The following is a 19305-nucleotide window of genomic DNA, read 5'->3' as shown; positions in this document are numbered from 1 at the left end:
CCGGCTCCAGCACGCCGGCACAGGGAACCACGATGGCGGACTCGCCCTCCACCTCGGCCTTCCGCCAGCGCATCGCCCGCGTCGACCGGGAGGCCGAGGAGCGCGCCGCCGCCCGCCAGCACGCCAAGGGCAAGCGCACCGCCCGGGAGCGCATCAACGACCTGCTCGACGACTCCACCTTCCTGGAGATCGGCCGATACACCGGCTCCGGCGCGGGGGAGAAGGCCCGCCCCTCAGGCGTCGTCACCGGCTTCGGCCAGATCGACGGCCGCCAGGTGGCCGTCTACTCCCAGGACTTCTCCGTCTCCGGCGGCGCCCTGGGCACCATCGAGGGCGACAAGATCGTCCGTCTCCTGGACGACGCCCTGCGACTGCGCATTCCCGTCATCGGGCTCATCGACTCCGGCGGCGCCAAGATCCAGGAGGGCGTGGGCGCCCTGCGCCAGTACGGGCGCATCTTCAACCGTACCTGCGCCGCCTCCGGCCTGGTCCCGCAGATCAGCGTCATCCTCGGCCCCTGCGCCGGCGGCGCCGTCTACAGCCCGGCCCTGACCGACTTCGTCATCGCCACCCGCCAGGCCTCCCACATGTTCGTCACCGGCCCCGACGTCGTACGCGCCGTCACCGGTGAGCAGATCAGCGCCGAGGACCTCGGCGGCGCGAAGATCCACGGCTCGGTCTCCGGCGTCGTCCACTACGTGGCCGAGGACGAGGAGGACGCGCTGGGACAGGTCCGCAGCTTCCTGGCCTACCTGCCCTCGTCGGCCGAGGTCGACGCCCCCCTGTACGCCTACGACGACTCCGACGCCCAGGCCGATGCCGAGGCCGCCCGCGGCGTCGGCGAGATCGTCCCTGCCTCCACCCGCCAGGCCTACGACGTCGTCGAGGTGGTCTCGGCGGTCGTCGACCACGGTGAGCTCGTCCAGGTCCAGGAGGAGTTCGCCGCCAACGTCGTGGTCGGCTTCGCCTGCTTCGAGGGCCACCCGGTGGGAATCGTCGCCAACCAGCCGCTGGTGGACGCCGGAACCCTGGACGTCGACGCCTCCGAGAAGCTCGCCCGGTTCGTGCGCTTCTGCGACGCCTTCGGTCTGCCGGTGGTCACCTTCGTCGACGTGCCCGGCTACCGCCCCGGCGCCGAGCAGGAGCACGCCGGCATCATCCGCCGCGGCGCCAAGGTCATCAACGCCTACGCCACCGCCACCGTGCCGCTGGTGACGATCGTCCTGCGCAAGGCCTACGGTGGTGCCTACATCGTCATGGGCTCCAAGGCCATCGGCGCCGACCTCAACTTCTGCTGGCCGGGGGCCGAGATCGCCGTCCTGGGCGCTGCCGGAGCCGTCGGCATCATCCACCGCCGGGACCTGGCCAAGGTCCGCGACGAGCAGGGTGAGGAGGCCGCCACCGCCGAGCACGAGCGGCTCGTGGCCGAGTACACCGACGCCGTCATCAACCCGGACAAGGCCGTGGCCATCGGTGAGATCGACGCCGTCATCGCCCCCGAGGACACCCGCAGCGTCATCGTCGACTCGCTGGCCGCGCTGCGCGCCAAGAACGACGCCCGCCCCGACTCGCCCAAGAAGCATGACAACATCCCCCTCTAGATCCCAGGCCGACTCCCACTCGCAGTCAGCTCCTCCGTCCTCATCCGATCCCAGTTCTGGTAACCGTTCCGAGACCTCCGACCACGCCGTCGCAACACCGAAGGACACCACTACCGTGCATACGACCTCGCAAGCCCCCAGCCCCGCGACCACCATCGCTGAGCGCCTGAGCGGAGGCGAGCCCTACATCATCACCTTCGGAGGCCAGGCCACCCCCTGGCGCCAGACGCTCGCCGACCTGGTCGCCCTGGACCAGGCCCTGGCCGATGACGCCGTGGCGGTCGACCGGGCCGTGTCCGAGCGCCTGGCCCCCGTGGCCACCGACCTGCTCACCGTGACCCCGCGCGGCTCACGGCTCCTGGACGACGCGGCCGCTCCGGTGGTGCCCCAGCACCGCACCACCGCCGACGGCGCCGACGTCTCCGTGCCCGGCATCCTCATGGCCCAGCACGCCGCCCTTGCCTCGCTGCCGGCAGCCGGCATCGACCCCACGGCCCACGCCCCGATGGCTGCCATCGGCCACTCCCAGGGCGTCCTGGGCGTCAGTCTCCTTGAGGCCGTACGGGCCGGGGACCGCGAAAGCGTCGTCCAGGTCCACGCCATCGCCCGCCTCATCGGTGCCGCCGCCACCCGGACCACCCGCCGCCTCGACCTGGGCACGGTGGGGGAGTCCACCCCGATGCTCTCAGTGCGCGGCGTGACCCGCTCGGTGCTCGACGCCGTCCTGGCCCGGGTACCCGGCTCCGAGAGGATCTCCGTGGGCGTCACCAACGGGCTCCAGGCCCACATCCTCTCCGGGAGCCCCGCCGACCTCGAGCGCGTCGTCACCGCTCTGGAGGCCGCCGCCGCCCGCAGCGCCAAGGCCCGCAAGGACCGCCGCCGCGGAGGCGCGGTCCTGAACCCGGTCACCGAGTTCCTCACCACCTCGGTGCCCTTCCACACCCCGCTGCTGGCCGGCGCCGTCGACGACGTCGCCACCTGGGCGGCCGCCTGCGGCCTGGACGAGAAGCTGGCCCGCGACCTGGCCACCGCCGTGCTCATCGACCCGGTCGACTGGCCCGGCCTGGTCACGGGCGCCCTGGGGACCGGCTCGGCCGACCCGGTGCGCACCGTTTTGGACCTGGGGCCGGGCAACGTCCTGGTCCGTCTCACCGAGGGCATCGTGGCCGGCACCGGCACGACCGTCGTGCCCGCAGGGACCGCCCAGGCCATCGACGACCTCGACCGCACCGGCGCCGCCCCCAGGCCCAGCGTCGACCGCTCCCGCTTCGCGCCGCGCATCACCCGCCTGCCCGACGGCCGCCTCACCCTGGACACGGCCTTCACCCGCCTGACGGGCCGCAGCGCCGTCCTCCTGGCCGGAATGACCCCCACCACGGTGGATCCCGCCATCGTGGCGGCCGCCGCCAACGCCGGCTACTGGGCCGAGCTCGCCGGCGGCGGGCAGACCACCCCCGCCGTCCTGACGGAGAACCTCGAGGGCCTGGAGGAGGCGCTCGAGCCCGGCCGCACCGCGGCCTTCAACGCCATGTTCATGGACCGCTACCTGTGGAACCTGCACCTGGGTACCCAGCGTCTGCTGTCCAAGGCCCGCGCCGGCGGCGCCCCCATCGACGGCATCACCATCTCCGCGGGCATCCCCGAGCTCGACGAGGCCACCGCGCTGCTCGAGCGCCTCCACGCCGAGGGCTTCCCCTACATCGCCTTCAAGCCCGGCACCGTGGACCAGATCCGCCAGGTGCTGGCCATCGCGCGCGCCGTGCCCAACAGCCCCGTCATCATCCAGATCGAGGACGGGCACGCCGGTGGCCACCACTCGTGGGAGGACCTGGACACCATGCTCCTGGCCACCTACGACGCCATCCGCGCCGTGAACAACGTCGTGCTCGTCGTCGGAGGCGGTATCGGTACGCCCACCCGCGCCGCCGACTACCTCACCGGTCGCTGGGCCGAGGCCTACGGAACGGCCGCGGCCCCCGTCGACGGTGTCATGATCGGCACCGCCGCCATGACCTGCCTGGAGGCCAAGACCAACGACGACGTCAAGCAGCTGCTCGTCGACACCCCCGGGATCCCCGAGGACTCCGGGGTCGAGGGCGGCTGGGTCGCCTCCGGGGAGTCCATCGGCGGCATGACCTCGGGCCTGTCCCACCTGCGCGCCGACCTCTACGAGATCGACAACTCCTCGGCCCGGGCCTCGCGCCTCATCCAGGAGCTCGCCGGTGACGAGGCCGCCATGGCCGCTCGCCGTCAGGAGATGATCGACGCCCTGGCCAAGACCGCCAAGCCCTACTTCGGCGACGTCGAGGAGATGACCTACCTTCAGTGGGCCACCCGCTACGCCGAGCTGTGCGTCGCCCCGCACGAGGGCCGCCCCGCCACCCGAGCCGACTGGGCCGACGAGGGCTGGTACGACCGCTTCCTCGACCTGCTGCACCGCATCGAGGCCCGCCTGAGTCGGGCTGACCACGGCGAGATCCCCACGCTCTTCGCCGACTACGACGCCGTCATCGACTCCGACGCCGCCCTGGCCGCCCTGGCCGAGCGCTACCCGTCGTCCGCCTCCACCCTCGTGGAGCCCGTCGACGCCGCCTGGTTCGTCGACCTGTGCCGCAAGCACCCCAAGCCCGTGCCCTTCGTTCCCGTGGTCGACGCCGACATCCTGCGCTGGTGGGGAACCGACTCCCTGTGGCAGTCACAGGACCCGCGCTACACCGCCGACCAGGTGCGCATCATCCCCGGTCCCGTGGCCGTCGCCGGCATCACGACCATCAACGAGCCCGTCGGCGAGCTGCTGGGCCGCTTCGAGACCGCCGCCGTCGAGGCCCTCCAGGACGCCGGCACCGGTGAGCAGGAGGCCGCCGGCCGCCTGGGCGCCGATCCCGCCCTGGCCGACGGGGCCCTGGCCGCCCCCGTTGCCGACGCCAAGGAGCTCGTCCAGGTCGCCCCTCACGTCCTGTGGAACGGCCACCTGACGGTCAACCCCGCCACCGTCCTGAGCGATGACGCCTACAACGTCGTCGCGCGCCCGGACGTCGCCGAGGACGCCTACGACCTCGACATCCACCTCGACACCCACTGGGACGGAACTCCCGGAGGCGAGAGGATCCACGCCGTGCGCCGCCTCGTGGTCCCGCTGCGACTGGCCCGCGCCTGGGACGGCGCCGCCCCGCTGGTCGACCCCGAGCGCATCAGCGAGACCATGAACGACCTGCTGCGCGCCACCGCCGGTGTGGGCGCCGTGTCCATCACCGGCGACGACGTCGACCACCTGCCCGAGGTCCGCCCCGCGCAGTCCGGCGCCACGGACGCCCTGGGCCGCCCCGCCACCCAGCCCTTCGGCACCATCCACGGATCCTTCACGCTGGCGAGCACCCTGGGCCACGACCACGCCTCGGTGACGGCCGACGCGCTGCCCGTGGACCTCTCGGCCGCCCCCTTCGTTCCCGACGCCCTGCTCGGCCCCTGCTGGCCGGTGGTCTACGCGGCCCTGGGCAGCGTCGTCGAGGACGGCATGCCGCTCATCGAGGGCCTGCTCGGTGCGGTCCACCTGGACCACACCATCGACCTGCACCTCACCCTCCACCAGCTGCAGGCCGCCGCGGCCACCACCAGCCCCACGATCAACGTCACCGGCTGGGTGGCGGCCCTGGAGGAGTCCAGCGCCGGGCGCGTCGTCGACGTGCGTCTGGAGCTGACCGATGCCAGTGACGGCACCATCGTGGCGCTCTTGCGCGAGCGCTTCGCCATCCGCGGCCGCGCCTCCGGCAATGCCGTGCCCAGCGCGCCCGAGCTGGCCGGCGGCACCGGACGCGAGACCGCTCCGGCCGCCCGTCGCATTTTGCGCCGCACCACCGTCACCGCGCCCGCGGACATGACGGCCTTCGCCCGGGTCACCGGTGACTTCAACCCGATCCACACCTCCTACAACGCCGCTCACGTGGCCGGCATGGACGCCCCGCTCGTCCACGGCATGTGGCTGTCGGCCACCGCCCAGCAGGTGGCGGCCTCCGCCGCCGCCGACGGCTCGCGCCACGTCCTGGCGGGCTGGACCTACGTCATGACCGGTCCGGTGGAGCTGGGCGACGACGTCGAGATCACCGTGGAGCGCACCGGCCTGGTGGTCGGAGGCGGCTACGTCCTGGAGGTCGTCTGCCGCATCAACGGCGAGGTCGTCTCCCGGGGCACCGCCGTGACGACGCCCGAACCCACCGCCTACATCTACCCCGGTCAGGGCATTCAGGCCCCCGGCATGGGCCTGGACGAGATGAGCTCCTCCAGGGCCGCCCGCGAGGTCTGGGAGCGCGCCGACGCCCACACCCGCGCCGAGCTGGGCTTCTCCGTCATCAACCTGGTGCGCGACAACCCCACCGAGATGACCGCCCGCGGCGTCACCTACCGCCACCCCGAGGGTCTGCTCAACCTCACCCAGTTCACCCAGGTGGCCCTGGCCACCGTGGCCATGGCGACCACCGCGCGCCTGGCCGAGGCCGGCGCCCTGGTGGAGAACGCCGCCTTCGCCGGCCACTCCCTGGGCGAGTACACGGCCCTGAGCGCCTACGGGCGCGTCATGCCGGTAGAGACGACGATCTCGATCGTCTTCCAGCGCGGCTCCACCATGCACTCGCTGGTGCCCCGCGACGCCGACGGCGCCTCGAACTACCGCATGGGCGCCCTGCGTCCCAACCAGGCCGGGATCAAGGCCGACGAGGTCGAGGCCTACGTGACGTCGATCTCCCAGGAGACCGGTGAGTTCCTCCAGATCGTCAACCACAACCTGGCCGGCGTCCAGTACGCCGTGGCCGGCACGATCAAGGGACTGGACGCCCTGGCCGCGGACGCCCGCGCCAAGGCCAAAGCCCGCGGCGGCAAGAACCCCTTCATGTTCGTGCCCGGCATCGACGTGCCCTTCCACTCCGAGGTGCTGCGCCCCGGAGTCCCGGAGTTCCGTGGCCGCCTGCTCGAGCTCGTTCCCGACGACCTGGACGTCGAGCGCCTGGTGGGCCACTACGTGCCCAACCTCGTGGCCCGTCCCTTCGCGCTGACCCAGGACTTCGCCCGCTCGATCCTCGAGGTCGTCCCCTCCGAGCCGATCGAGGAGATCCTGGCCGACTGGGACTCCTGGGTGAAGCGCCCCACCGAGCTGGCCCGAGTCCTGCTCGTCGAGCTCCTGGCCTGGCAGTTCGCCTCCCCGGTGCGCTGGATCGAGACCCAGGAGGTCCTGCTGTCCTCCCCGAGCGAGGGCGGCCTGGGCATCGAGCACATCGTCGAGGTGGGCCTGGCGGGCTCGCCCACGCTGGCGAACCTGGCCACCAACACCCTGCGCCTACCCCAGCACGCCGGGCGCCACGTCACCGTGCACAACGCGCGCCGCGACGAGGCCCGTGTCCTGGCCACCGACACCGACCCGGCCGTGGAGCTCACCGAGCCGGAGTTCGACGTCCCGACCACCGAGGAGCCCGCCGCCGAGGCCAGTGCTCCTGCTGAGGCCGCTGCCGAGCAGGCCCCGGCTTCTGCGGCCGAACCCGCACCCGCTGCGGCACCGGCTGCGGGCGGGCCGGTGGATGACCTGCCCTTCGGCGCGACCGATGCCCTGACGGCGCTGCTGGCCCACGCCTCGCGGATCCGTCCCGAGCAGATCGGTGCCACCGACACCACCGAGACACTCACCAACGGGGTCTCCTCGCGCCGCAACCAGCTCCTCATGGACCTGGGCACCGAGCTCGAGCTCGCCTCCATCGACGGCGCCGCCGACGCCGACATGACGGCGCTGGCCGCCACGGTGGCCAAGGGCGCTCCCGGCTACAAGGCCTTCGGCCCGGTTCTCACCGAGGCCATCCGCGTGGGTCTGGGCCGTCTCCTGGGCCCCTCCGGTGTGCGCGCCTCCCGGATCGCCGACCGCGTCACAGGCACCTGGGGCCTGGGTCAGGGCTGGGTCTCCCACGTGACCGCCGCCCTGTTCCTGGGCACCCGGGAGGGCGCCTCGATGCGCGGGGAGGACCTGGCCTCCCTGGGCTCCTCGGCCCCGCTGACCAGTGCCGGAGCCGTCGACACCCTCATCGACGCCGCAGTCCAGGCCGTCGCCGCCGACCACGGGGTGTCCGTCTCCAAGCCGAGCGCCGGCGGCGCCGGTGGAGCGGTCGTCGACTCCGCCGCCCTGGACGCCTTCGCCCAGAGCGTCACCGGTGGTGAGGGCGTGCTGGCCACCACGGCCCGCACCCTCCTGGACGCCCTCGGCCTGGCCGAGAAGGCCACCGTCCCGGCCGACGCCGATGACGAGGCCGCCCGCACCCGGGCCGCCCTGACGGCCCTGGACGCCGAGCTCGGCGCCGGATGGGTCAAGTCCGTCACCCCGGCCTTCACCCCCGAACGCGCCGTCCTCATCGACGACCGCTGGGCCACTGCCCGCGAGGACGTCGCCCGCCTGGGCTCCGGAGAGACCGATCTGGACGCCTCCCGCCACCTCCTGGACCCCGAGCGCTTCGTGGGTCTGGGGCAGGCGGTGGCCGACCACGCCACCTGGTGGGCAGGGCAGGTCAAGGGCTCCCAGCTGGCCGACGCCGCCGAGCGTGCCGCCATCCTGTCCGAGATCGCCCAGGCCGCGCCGCAGGCCCCCCAGGCCGGTGGCCCCACGGTCCGCTGGTCCGAGGACGTCGCCGTCGTCACCGGCGTGGCCCCCGGCTCGATCGCGGCGGCCGTCGCCGGGGATCTCCTGTCCGGCGGCGCCACCGTGGTGGCCACCAGCTCGCGCCTGACCCACGAGCGCCTTGATTTCGCCACCACTCTCTACCGTGAGCACGCCGCGGCCGGCGCCAAGCTGTGGATGGTTCCCGCGAACCTGTCCTCCTACCGCGACGTCGACGCCCTGGCGGAGTGGATCGGCAACGACCAGGTGGTTACCTCCGGTGGCTCCACCAAGGTCGTCAAGGAGGCGCTGGTCCCCACCCTCCTGTTCCCCTTCGCCGCACCGCGCGTCTCCGGCACGCTGGCCGACGCCGGCCCGGCCGCGGAGGCCCAGACCCGTCTGCTGCTGTGGTCGGTGGAGCGCACCATCGCGGCCCTGAGCGCGATCGGCACCGACACCCACGTCGACCACCGGCTCCACGTGGTCCTGCCCGGGTCCCCGAACCGGGGCACCTTCGGGGGCGACGGGGCCTACGGCGAGGTCAAGTCCGCCCTGGACGCGATCGCCAACCGCTGGTCGTCCGAGCGGGCCTGGGCCCAGCGCGTGACGCTGGCCCACCCGCGCATCGGCTGGGTGAGGGGCACCGGCCTCATGGGCGGCAACGACCCGCTGGTCGCCGCGGTCGAGGCCGCCGGGGTCCGCACCTGGACCACCGAGGAGATCGCCTCCGAGCTGACCGACCTGTGCACCACCGAGGTGCGCACCCGGGCGGCTCAGGCCCCCGTGGACGCCGATCTGACCGGCGGCCTGGGCGACGACATCGACTTCGTGGCCCTGCGTGAGAACGCGGCCGCCCAGGCGGCCGCCCCCACCGAGGAGACCGAGGCCCCGGCCGTCATCAAGGCCCTGCCCACCCCGGTCGTCCCGACCCAGCCCACCGCCCCCCAGTGGGGTGAGGTGAGCGCCGACCTCGACGACCTCGTCGTCATCATCTCCACCGGAGAGGTCTCCACCTGGGGCTCGGGGCGCACGCGCCGCGAGGCCGAGCTCGGCATGAGCGGCGGGGAGGACGTCGACCTGACCGCCGCCGGCGTCCTCGAGCTCGCCTGGGGCATGGGCCTACTCACCTGGCAGGACAGCCCCAAGGCCGGCTGGTACGACACCGACGGCGAGATGGTCGAGGAGTCCGACATCCTGGACCGCTACCGTGACGAGGTCGTGGCCCGCTGCGGCATCCGCGAGTTCGTCGACGACGGAGTCATCGCCCCCATCGCCGACGAGGAGGTCACCGTCTACCTCGACCACGACATCACCCTGTCGGTTCCCGACGAGGCCACGGCCCGCACCATCGAGGCCTCCGATCCCGAGCACACCCTCGTGGTGCCCGACGCCGAGACCGGCGAGTGGACCGTCACCCGCCTGGCCGGCTCGCTGGCCCGGGTGCCGCGCCGCGCGGCGCTGTCGCGCACGGTGGGCGGTCAGTTCCCGCGCGACTTCGACCCGGAGCGCTGGGGCATCCCCGCCTCGATGACCCAGGGCATGGACCCGATCGCCTCGTGGAACCTGGTCACCGCCGTCGACGCCTTCCTGTCAGCCGGCTTCACCCCGGCCGAGCTGCTCAAGGCCGTCCACCCCTCCGACGTGGCCTCCACGCAGGGCACCGGGTTCGGCGGCATGGAGTCGATGCGCAAGATGTTCGTCGGCCGGTTCCTGGGGGAGGAGCGTCCCAGCGACATTCTCCAGGAGGCGCTGCCCAACGTCGTGGCCGCCCACGTCATGCAGTCCTACATCGGCGGCTACGGCGCCATGGTCCAGCCGGTGAGCGCCTGCGCCACCGCGGCCGTCTCCATCGAAGAGGGCTGGGACAAGATCGCCCTGGGCAAGGCCGACGTCGTCGTGGCCGGAGCCATCGACGACATCTCCATCGAGTCGGTCGTCGGCTTCGGCAACATGAACGCCACCGCGGAGGCCGCGGCCATGCGCGCCAAGGGCATCTCCGACCGTCACTTCTCGCGCGCCAACGACCGTCGACGCGGCGGCTTCGTCGAGGCCGAGGGCGGCGGCACCGTGATCCTGGCCCGTGGCTCGGTCGCGGCCCGGCTGGGCCTGCCGGTCGCCGGTGTGGTCGGCTTCGTCTCCTCCTACGCCGATGGCGCCCACACCTCGATCCCGGCTCCCGGACTGGGGGCCCTGGGCGCCGGCCGCGGCGGACGCGGCTCGCGCCTGGCCAAGGCCCTGGCGGCCCTGGGTGTGGAGGCCGACGACATCGCGCTGGTCTCCAAGCACGACACCTCCACCGGTGCCAACGACCCCAACGAGTCCGAGCTGCACACGCGTCTGGCGCGGGCCCTGGGCCGCTCCGAGGGCAACTCGCTGGTGGCGGTCTCGCAGAAGACCATCACCGGTCACGCCAAGGGCGGCGCCGCGGTCTTCCAGGTCGCCGGCCTCACCGAGATCCTCGCCTCCGGCGTGGCTCCCGGTAACGCCTCCCTGGACGTCGTCGACGCCCCGCTGGCCAAGGACGCCTTCTGGGTCTGGCCACGCAGGCCCATCCGCCTGTCCGGCCGCGGCGGTGAGGGCGGGCGCGTTCCGGGCGCCGGCCCGGTGCGTGCGGGCCTGCTGACCTCACTGGGGTTCGGGCACGTCTCGGGTCTTATCGCGATCGTCCACCCCGGTGCCTTCGAGGCCGCGCTGCGCCAGGCCGCGGGCCAGGAGGCGGTCGATGCGTGGCTGGCCTCGGCCAATGCCCGTCTTGCCGCCGGCACCCGGCGCCGCCGCGCCGGAATGATCGGTCGGGCCCCGCTGTTCGAGCAGGTCCAGGGCCGCCGCCTGGGTGAGGAGTCCAAGCAGCGCGATCCGCACGAGGTCGAGGCCGCCATGCTCCTGGATCCCGACGCCCGGCTGGGTGCCGACGGCGTCTACCACACGGGGGAGTGACCTGATCCCTCTCAGGATCACAGCCCACCGCTGAGGCAGGCGCTGCGAGAGCAAGGAGACGACGGGGCCGGCCTGGTGAGCACGGAGATCATCCACAGCTCGCCGGGCCGGCTCCTCGTCATATCCTCTTCACCGCTTAAGCGTCCTCCTGCCCGGAGGAGGACATCTTGATCTTGCGCATGATCCATAGCGCTTCTCACCGTTATCGCTATTCTGTATAAATTGTTCCCGAGCGTCCCATTGCGAGGAGTTCACGATGGCTGAGCCGCAGATTCCTGAAATACCGCAGACGTTCCCGGGCACGACGGTCCTGACGGTGGGCACGGACCTGGTGCGCATTCCGGACTTCGAGGCCCAGCTCAATCAGCCCGGAACTGTTTTTGCGCAGCGGGCCTTCACTGCACGCGAGCTTCGCGAGGCTCATCGTCGTGCACAGGAAAAGGGATCGCGCCCTGCGCAGCACCTGGCGGCCAGGTGGGCGGCCAAGGAGGCTTTCATCAAGGCCTGGAGCCAGGCGCACGCACAATACGCCAACGGTCGCGGAAATAGCGCCTCCCCGGTTATCCTGAGCGAGGACGTCGACTGGCGCGAGGTTGAGCTTGTCACTGATCGGTGGGGACGGCCATCCTTGCGCCTGAGCGGCGCTATTGCCCACGCTGTTGAGCACAGCCTCGGACAGGAGGTATCGACCCCAGGGTGCTGGCCGGTTTCTCTGAGCCATGACGGCGACTATGCAGTCGCAATCGTCCTGCATTCACGGTGAGGCCACGCCGGCACAAGACAAAAAGCGGAGTCATCGATTCTGTCGCGCGCAATCGGCCGCGACACGTCTCACCGCTGACTGACATGAGGACATAAGAATGACTGATACCACTTATCAAGCCATTGCGATGATCGTCTATTTCGTGGCCATGCTCGCCATCGGAGGCTGGGCCTACCTGCGGACGGACAACTTCGACGACTACATGCTCGCCGACCGCGACCTCAATCCCTGGGTGGCGGCGCTTTCCGCCGGAGCCTCGGACATGTCGGGATGGCTGCTCATGGGACTGCCGGGCGCCCTGTACGCCAGCGGCCTGGTCGAGGGCTGGATCGCCGTCGGGCTGACGATCGGAGCCCTGGCGAACTGGCTGCTGGTCGCGCCCCGCCTGCGCGCCTACACCGAGGTCGCCAACAACTCCATCACGGTCCCGAGCTTTCTGGACAACCGGCTCCACGACGAACGCCGGCTGCTGCGCTGGTCCAGTGGTCTCATCATCCTGGTCTACTTCACCTTCTACGTCTCCTCCGGCATGGTCGCCGGCGGGAGGTTCTTCGAGTCCTCCTTCGGGATGGACTATCACCTCGGCATGGTCATCGTCGCCGCCATCACGGTGGTCTACACGCTCATCGGCGGGTTCCTGGCCGTGTCCTACACCGACTTCATCCAGGGGCTCATGATGGTGGCCGCCCTGGTCATGGTGCCGATCGCCGGAGTCATGCACGTGGGTGGAGTGTCCAACCTGGTCAAGGCCGTCTCCGAGGTCGATCCCCACTACTGGGCCGTCTGGGGGTCGACGACGACGCTGATCGGCGTGATCTCGGCCCTGGCCTGGGGCCTGGGCTACTTCGGTCAGCCGCACATCATCGTTCGTTTCATGGCCATCCGCAGCCCCAAGGAGGCCGTGGCCGGGGGCACCATCGGGATCGGCTGGATGCTCTTCGCCGTGCTCGGTGCGGCCGGCACCGCCATCGTCGGCGTGGCCGTCTACCAGCACGACAAGAGCAGGCTGGCCGACCCGGAGACCGTCTTCATCACCCTGGGCCAGCTGCTCTTCCACCCGCTGGTCGCCGGGTTCATGCTTGCCGCCATCCTTGCCGCCATCATGTCGACGGTCTCCTCCCAGCTGCTCGTCACCTCCTCGGCGCTCATCGAGGACCTCTACGGATCGATGAACCGCACCCGTGGCAACAACATCAGCAGCAACCGGATGGTGCTCTACTCGCGCATGGCGGTCTTCGCGATCGCCCTGGTCGCGGCCGTCATGGCCTGGAACCCCAGCAAGACGATCCTCGACCTCGTGGCCTTCGCCTGGGCCGGGTTCGGGGCCTCCTTCGGGCCGACTGTTCTGCTGTCCCTGTACTGGAGGCGTCTGAGCGCCATGGGAGCCTTCGCCGGGATGATCACCGGCGCCGTCATCGTCATGATCTGGGGGAACGTCTCCGGCGGTCCCGGAGGCATCCTCGACCTCTACGAGATCGTCCCCGGGTTCCTGGGCAACCTGGTCGTGGCCTGGGCCGTGTCCCGCAAGAACCGCCCCTCGGAGGAGATCTCCCAGGAGTTCGACGCCGCCGTCGCCGCCTCGCGGGCGTAGCCGGGGCAGACCGGTCGGGTCGGAACAGAGCCGTGATCATGAGGACCTGAGCATGAGGATCGTCGTCGCCCCCGACTCCTTCAAGGAGTCCATGACCGCAGTGCAGGCGGCTCGGGCCATGGCCGCCGGCATCCGGGACGTCCTGCCCTCGTGCGCGGTTGCCCGGGTCCCGGTCTCCGACGGAGGTGAGGGCTTCGCCGAGGCCGTCACCGCCGCCTGGGGCGCCTCGTGGCGAGAGGTGACAACCGTCGACGCGCTGGGGCGACCCCGGATAGCCGGATTCGGCCTCGACGGCGAGCGCGCCGTCGTCGACCTGGCCTCCAGCGTGGGACTGGAGCATGTCGCACCGGGGGAGCGGGACGTCATGCGCTCCTCGACTCTCGGACTGGGCCGGGTGATCGCCGCCGCGGTCGACGCCCGCGCCCGTTCACTGCTCATCGGACTGGGCGGCTCGGCCTCCAACGACATGGGCCTGGGGATGCTCGTGGCGCTGGGCGCGCGGTGCCTGGATGGCGAGGGAGGCGAAGTGGAACCCGTTCCTGCCGAGCTCTCTCGCATCAGGAGCATCGACGCTGAGCCCGCTCGCCGTCGGCTTGAGGGCATCAGTATCACAGTGGCCGGTGACGTGACGAACCCACTGACGGGTCCCCACGGTGCGGCCGCCGTCTTCGGGCCGCAGAAGGGACTGACCGAGCCCGCCATCACGCGGGTCGACGGCGAGATGGCGCGCTTGGCCGACGTCCTCGGCCTGAGCCAGTGGGTCTCCCGCCCGGGTACCGGGGCGGCCGGTGGTACCGCCTTCGCTCTGGCCGCCGTGCTCGGGGCGCAGCTCGCCACCGGTATCGACCACCTGACCCGCGTGGTGGGGCTGCGCGAGCAGCTGAATGGCGCTGACCTGCTGCTGACGGGGGAGGGAGCGCTGGACGGGCAGTCCCTGGACGGCAAGGCGGTCAGCGGCGTGCTCCGCCTGGCCCACGAGTGCCGTGTCCCCTCAATCGTCTTCGCCGGACGGGTCAGCATGGGCGTGCAGGCCCGCCGTCGTCTGGCCGACCTGGGAGCCCGGGATATTGTCCAGATCTCCGACCCCTCAGAGCCGTTGGAGACGTCTCTGAGACGGGGCCCGGATCATCTGCGCCGGGCAGTCGCGCATGCTCTGCGGCAGTGAGACCAGCCCTGCGATCCTACCCAGGGAGTTTAGTCTGACCGGATGAAATTGGAGATTCTGCACACGGGAGCCGTTGTCATTGACGAGACTCTTCCCTACCACCGGCCCACGGACCGCCCGCTGTCATGGACCCACCTCGGGCGGGGACGACGCCATCTGACCGAGGCTCCGGTCTCCTGCTACCTCGTCGAGGCGCCGTCGGGCCTGGTCCTGATCGACACCGGCTGGCACACCAGCAACCGCACCCGCCTGGGGCAGCTGCGCAACCTACGTCACCAGTACGCGGTGAACAAGGCGCGCCTGCCCCAGGGGCAGGCGATCCACGAGCAGCTCGAAGCCAGGGGGATCCGGCCTCGGGACCTCGACCTGGTTCTCCTCTGCACTGCGATCACGCCGACGGACTGCGTCTGGTTCGGCAGGCGCCCAGGATCATGGTGGCCGCCACTGAGCTGCGGGCCGCGGAGAAGGACCGGGCCCGTTACCTCCCGCACGAATGGAACGGGGTGGACCTGCAGACCTTCAGCTGGGACACCCGTTTCGGGCCGGTCCAACGAGCCTGGGACGTCTTCGGCGACGGCAGCATCCTCATGGTCTCCGCCCCCGGTCACGCCTGGGGCCTGTGCGCCACGATCCTGCGGGGCGAGGCCTCTGGCGAAGCGGCTCCGGAGTCGTCCAACGGGGCGACCAACCTGCTGGGAGACGATCCGCGAGACGTCGTCATCCTCACCAGCGACGTCGGTTACGGGCGGCCGTCCTTCGAGCAGGGCCTGCGTCCCTCTGTCGTGGTTGATGCCGACCTGGCCCAGCGATCACTGAACTGGGTGCGGGCTGCGGCCAAGGACCCTCGGGTGAAGCACCTGATCGCCAACCACGACCCCGAGCAGCGGCCCAGGACGATCGATTTCTAGAGTCCGCCCGCCGTGGGGAGCGCTGGATCGGATGGCCGAACGTATCCCGTGCCGCTCCATGAAGTGAGCGCGCCCACGCGGATTGAGAAGTTTCGGGTATCGCCGTGGAGCGATCCACGTTGTAGTCTTACCGGCAGCAACGTGCTCCGGGGTCGGTGAAAGTCCGAACCGGCGGTAACAGTCCGCGACCCGCTCGTGCCAGGACTGCCTCAGGCAGCCGGGGACCAGCGGTTGAGCCGGTGGAACTCCGGCACCGACGGTGAGAGTCCGGATGGGAGGATGCGCGTGGCGCCCCGCGGGGAGACCCGCAGCTCAGGGCGATCTCCGGGATCCCACGGTTCTCGTGGGGCCGCCGGATATCAAGCGGGGTGGGCGCCCAGCACGTGTGTGCGCCGGCAGACGGCGCACAGGCGGACCCCGGTGCAACCCGGGGGCACTCGCTCCCGGAAGGACCCGGGAGGAGATCGCCGTGTACAGCCCCAGCCCTATCGGCAAGGCGGCGCAGGCTCAGGCGCCCCGCGCCGTACCCCCCAGCGACCATTCCGAGCCATCGAGCTCGACAGGCTCATCGCCCAGGCCGCCGGCTCGCCGCCGGCGTCGCATCCGCGCTGCAGAGAGCAACGGGCTCTGGCCGGCCATCGGCCTGGGTGCCGCCCTGCTCGTCATCTGGCAGCTCACCACCGGATCAGGCGCCGTCCCTGAGATCTTCCTGCCCAGCCCGCTGGCCGTCGTCGAGCGCCTGTGGCTGAGCCTGACGCAGGCCGAGTTGGGCTGGAGGGCCTGGATCACGCTGCGCGAGGCCCTCCTCGGCTGCCTTCTGGCCGCCGTCCTCGCCCTACCCCTGGCCTGGGGGCTGTACCGCTGGCGGCTGTTCTCACGCGCCGTCCTGCCATACGTGGCTGCCAGCCAGGCGGTTCCCGGCGTTGCCGTCGCCCCCCTGCTGGTGCTGTGGATCGGTTACGGGACTCTTCCGATCGTGGTCCTGTGCGCCTTCATGGTCTTCTTCCCCATCACGATCACGGTGCTCCTGGGGCTGCGCAGCCTGGACAGCGACGTCATGGACGCGGCCCGGCTCGACGGCGCCCACGGTCTGAGCCTGCTCATCCACATGGAGCTGCCCATGTCGCTGCCCGCGATCTACACCGGGCTGCGCACCGGCTTCACCCTGTCGGTCACCGGCGCGGTCGTCGGCGAGCTCATCATGGGCGGCGAGGGTCTGGGCACCGTGCTCTCCACCCAGCAGAGCCGGGGCGACACCACCGGCGTGTTCGCCACGATCACCCTCCTGTGCGTCCTGGCCACCTCCATCCACTGGGTGCTCCACGAGCTCGAGCGACGCAGCCGCACCGTGGACGCCCTGCGGGGCCGGCGCGCCACCTGAGCCCTTTGCAGCAGCCCCCTTCCGATCCTCCGACAGCAAGGAAACCTCTCGCCATGACCATCTCTCGCCGCCTCGTCTCTCAAGCATCCCTCTCACGCCGCCACCTGCTGGCAGGCGGTCTGTCCCTGGCCGGAGCCGGCATGCTCTCCGCCTGCTCCTCGGGGACCGCCAGCCGGGCGGCCTCCGCCTCAGCCGCCGGAGGCGCGCTGACCATCGGCCTGACCTACACGCCGAACATCCAGTTCGCCCCCTTCTACATGGCCAAGAAGGACGGAAAGTACCCCGCGAACGTGACGCTGCGCCACCACGGGTCGCAGGACGCTCTCTTCGACGCCCTCCAGAGCGGGGAGGAGCACCTCGTCATCGCCGGTGCCGATGAGGCGGTGGTGGCCACCTCCAACGGGAGCGACCTCGTCGTCGTGGGTGGCTACTACCAGTCCTACCCGGCCTGCCTCATCGTGCCGGAGAGCTCCTCGATCAACGCCCCCGCGGACCTCAGGGGCAAGACCGTGGGCACTCCGGGCAAGGAGGGGGAGACCTGGTACGCCCTCCAGCTGGCCATGGACGCGGGCTCCCTGACCGAGTCGGACCTGACGATCCAGGAGATCGGCTACACCCAGCAGGCCGCCATCGTCGGCGGCAAGGTCGACGCCGTTGTCGGCTTCTCCAACAACGACGCGATCCAGATGAGCCAGGCCGGCACCCCGGTGCGCACCATCCAGGTGGCCGACCAGATCCCCCTTGTGGGCGCCTCGCTGGTGACGACCCGCTCCCTGCTGGACTCGCGTCGCCAGGACCTCGAGGCCGCGGTGAAGGCCTCGATCGAGGGTATGACCGCCTTCGCCAAGGACCCCGACGCGGCGGTCGAGGCCACGAAGGACCAGGTGGCCGACCTCAAGGTGGATCAGACCCAGGCGGATCGCGCGCGGGAGGTCGCCGTGGCCACCGGCAAGCTGGTCAGCGGCGACGGCTCCCAGCCCATCGGCTCGGTCAGGGTCGACGACGTCGCCTCGATGATCGAGTTCCTGTCCTCCCACAAGCTCCTGGGGGGCAAGAAGACCCCCCAGGCGTCCGAGGTCTGCGTGCCCTTGGGACAGTAGGTGCGCGGAGCCCGTGAGCCGGTCCCCGGCCTCGTAGAGATCGCCCTACAACCGGCAGGCCAGCAGTGAGGAGACGAGGATGGCGCGGGCCCCGACCTCGTAGAGCTCATCCATGACCCGGTTCATGTCCACCCGCGGCACCATGGCCCGCACCGCCACCCAGTCGGGGTTCTGCAGCGGGGAGACGGTGGGGGACTCGATGCCCGGGGTGAGGGCCGCCGCCAGGTGCAGCTTGTTCATGGGGACGTCATAGTCCACAAGCACGTAGGCACGGGCGCGCAGCACCCCCTCCAGGCGCCGCACGAGCGTGGCCAGCCCGGGCTCACCGCGGAACTGCTCGGTGGTGATGAGCACGGCCTCGCTGATGAGGATCGGGTCCCCGAAGGTCTCCAGGCCAGCGGCCCGCAGCGTCGTGCCGGTCTCAACGACGTCGGCGATGAGGTCGGCCACGCCCAGCTGGACGGAGGACTCCACGGCGCCGTCGAGGTGGACGGTCTGGGCCTCCACCCCCCGGGAGGCCAGATAGCTGCGCACCAGGACGTCGTAGGAGGTGGCCACGCGCCGCCCGGCGACGTCGGACAGGGAGGTCATGGTCCCCTTGGGGGCGGCGAAGCGGAAGGTGGAGCGGGCGAAGCCCAGGGGCAGGTGCTCGACGGCGTCGACCCCGGAGTCCAGGAGCAGGTCGCGTCCGGTGATGCCGGCGTGCACGGTACCCTGGCCGACGTACACGGCGATGTCCCGCGGACGCAGGAAGAACAGCTCGACGTCATTGGTCTCGTCGACGAGCACGAGCTCACGGCCCGTGCGGCGGGTGCGGTAGCCCGCCTCGGAGAGCATGGTGATGGCGGGCTCGGACAGGGAGCCCTTGTTCGGGACGGCGATACGCAGCACGGCGGTTCCTGATCTGTGGTGAGGTTGTCGATGAGGAGGGGATCGAGGTCTACAGGTAGCGGTACACGTCCTGAAGGCTGTAGCCCTTGGCGACCATCATGACCTGGGCGTGGTAGAGCAGCTGGCTGATCTCCTCGCAGGCGGCCTCGTCGGACTCGTGCTCGCAGGCCATCCAGGCCTCGGCGGCCTCCTCGACGAGCTTCTTGCCGATGAAGTGGACCCCGCGGTCCAGCTCCTCCACCGTCCCGGAGCCCTCGGGGCGGGTGGCCGCCTTGTGCTGCAGCTCGTTGAAAAGGTCCTCGAAGGTCTTCATGGCCCTAGGTTATCGGAAAGTCGGTGGGCC

At 71.1% G+C, this 19305-nt stretch carries 10 protein-coding genes, 1 pseudogene and 1 riboswitch; of the genes and pseudogenes, 9 read left to right on the top strand and 2 right to left on the bottom strand.

Annotated features, from left to right (window positions below; all coding sequences use genetic code 11):
* Positions 1-32 precede the first annotated feature (32 nt).
* From HCR68_RS04215 to HCR68_RS04180, 9 genes and pseudogenes are all read left to right on the top strand, one after another.
* Positions 33-1601: an acyl-CoA carboxylase subunit beta gene (locus HCR68_RS04215; protein WP_167146725.1), complete on the top strand. Its 1569-nt coding sequence runs from the start codon at positions 33-35 to the stop codon at positions 1599-1601.
* A gap of 115 nt (positions 1602-1716) precedes the next feature.
* On the top strand, positions 1717-11163 hold the full coding sequence (locus HCR68_RS04210; RefSeq protein WP_167146556.1) for a type I polyketide synthase: 9447 nt from the start codon (positions 1717-1719) through the stop codon (positions 11161-11163).
* 256 nt (positions 11164-11419) lie between these two features.
* On the top strand, positions 11420-11926 hold the full coding sequence (locus HCR68_RS04205) for a holo-ACP synthase (RefSeq protein WP_167146553.1): 507 nt from the start codon (positions 11420-11422) through the stop codon (positions 11924-11926).
* 97 nt (positions 11927-12023) lie between these two features.
* The gene (putP, locus tag HCR68_RS04200; RefSeq protein ID WP_167146550.1) at positions 12024-13517 is read left to right on the top strand and encodes a sodium/proline symporter PutP; all 1494 of its coding nucleotides are present in this window, start codon (positions 12024-12026) and stop codon (positions 13515-13517) included.
* Positions 13518-13569: 52 nt separating this feature from the next.
* Positions 13570-14682, top strand: a complete 1113-nt coding sequence (locus HCR68_RS04195; RefSeq protein WP_167146547.1) for a glycerate kinase — start codon at positions 13570-13572, stop codon at positions 14680-14682.
* 42 nt (positions 14683-14724) lie between these two features.
* Positions 14725-15000 (top strand): annotated as a pseudogene (locus HCR68_RS14160) (N-acyl homoserine lactonase family protein); the annotation flags it as partial.
* Between the two features lie 113 nt (positions 15001-15113).
* Complete coding sequence (locus tag HCR68_RS14155; protein ID WP_243858932.1) at positions 15114-15590, top strand: hypothetical protein; 477 nt, start codon at positions 15114-15116, stop codon at positions 15588-15590.
* 137 nt (positions 15591-15727) lie between these two features.
* A riboswitch (FMN riboswitch) is annotated at positions 15728-15877 on the top strand.
* Between the two features lie 182 nt (positions 15878-16059).
* Positions 16060-16971, top strand: a complete 912-nt coding sequence (locus tag HCR68_RS04185; RefSeq protein ID WP_243858925.1) for an ABC transporter permease — start codon at positions 16060-16062, stop codon at positions 16969-16971.
* A 53-nt stretch (positions 16972-17024) separates the two neighbouring features.
* Positions 17025-18071, top strand: a complete 1047-nt coding sequence (locus HCR68_RS04180) for an ABC transporter substrate-binding protein (protein WP_167146544.1) — start codon at positions 17025-17027, stop codon at positions 18069-18071.
* Between the two features lie 45 nt (positions 18072-18116).
* Here HCR68_RS04180 and hisG read toward each other — a convergent pair whose 3' ends face one another.
* Positions 18117-18962 carry an ATP phosphoribosyltransferase gene (gene hisG / locus HCR68_RS04175; RefSeq protein ID WP_167146541.1) on the bottom strand — a complete coding sequence of 282 codons (846 nt, stop codon included), beginning with the start codon at positions 18960-18962 and terminating at the stop codon, positions 18117-18119.
* 49 nt (positions 18963-19011) lie between these two features.
* Positions 19012-19275 carry a phosphoribosyl-ATP diphosphatase gene (locus tag HCR68_RS04170; protein WP_075404422.1) on the bottom strand — a complete coding sequence of 88 codons (264 nt, stop codon included), beginning with the start codon at positions 19273-19275 and terminating at the stop codon, positions 19012-19014.
* Positions 19276-19305 lie beyond the last annotated feature (30 nt).

This window comes from Actinomyces sp. ZJ308, from assembly GCF_011752065.1.
Classification (GTDB): domain Bacteria; phylum Actinomycetota; class Actinomycetes; order Actinomycetales; family Actinomycetaceae; genus Actinomyces.
The sequence above is the reverse complement of the archived record's forward strand: the minus strand, read 5'-3'. Positions and strand labels throughout refer to the sequence as shown.

Excerpts from the sequence above, each read along its gene's own strand:
- HCR68_RS04215 (WP_167146725.1), top strand. The coding sequence starts at position 33 with ATGGCGGACTCGCCCTCCACCTCGGCCTTCCGCCAGCGCATCGCCCGC.
- HCR68_RS04205 (WP_167146553.1), top strand. The coding sequence starts at position 11,420 with ATGGCTGAGCCGCAGATTCCTGAAATACCGCAGACGTTCCCGGGCACG.
- putP (WP_167146550.1), top strand. The coding sequence starts at position 12,024 with ATGACTGATACCACTTATCAAGCCATTGCGATGATCGTCTATTTCGTG.
- HCR68_RS04195 (WP_167146547.1), top strand. The coding sequence starts at position 13,570 with ATGAGGATCGTCGTCGCCCCCGACTCCTTCAAGGAGTCCATGACCGCA.
- HCR68_RS14155 (WP_243858932.1), top strand. The coding sequence starts at position 15,114 with ATGGTGGCCGCCACTGAGCTGCGGGCCGCGGAGAAGGACCGGGCCCGT.
- HCR68_RS04180 (WP_167146544.1), top strand. The coding sequence starts at position 17,025 with ATGACCATCTCTCGCCGCCTCGTCTCTCAAGCATCCCTCTCACGCCGC.
- HCR68_RS04170 (WP_075404422.1), bottom strand. The coding sequence starts at position 19,275 with ATGAAGACCTTCGAGGACCTTTTCAACGAGCTGCAGCACAAGGCGGCC.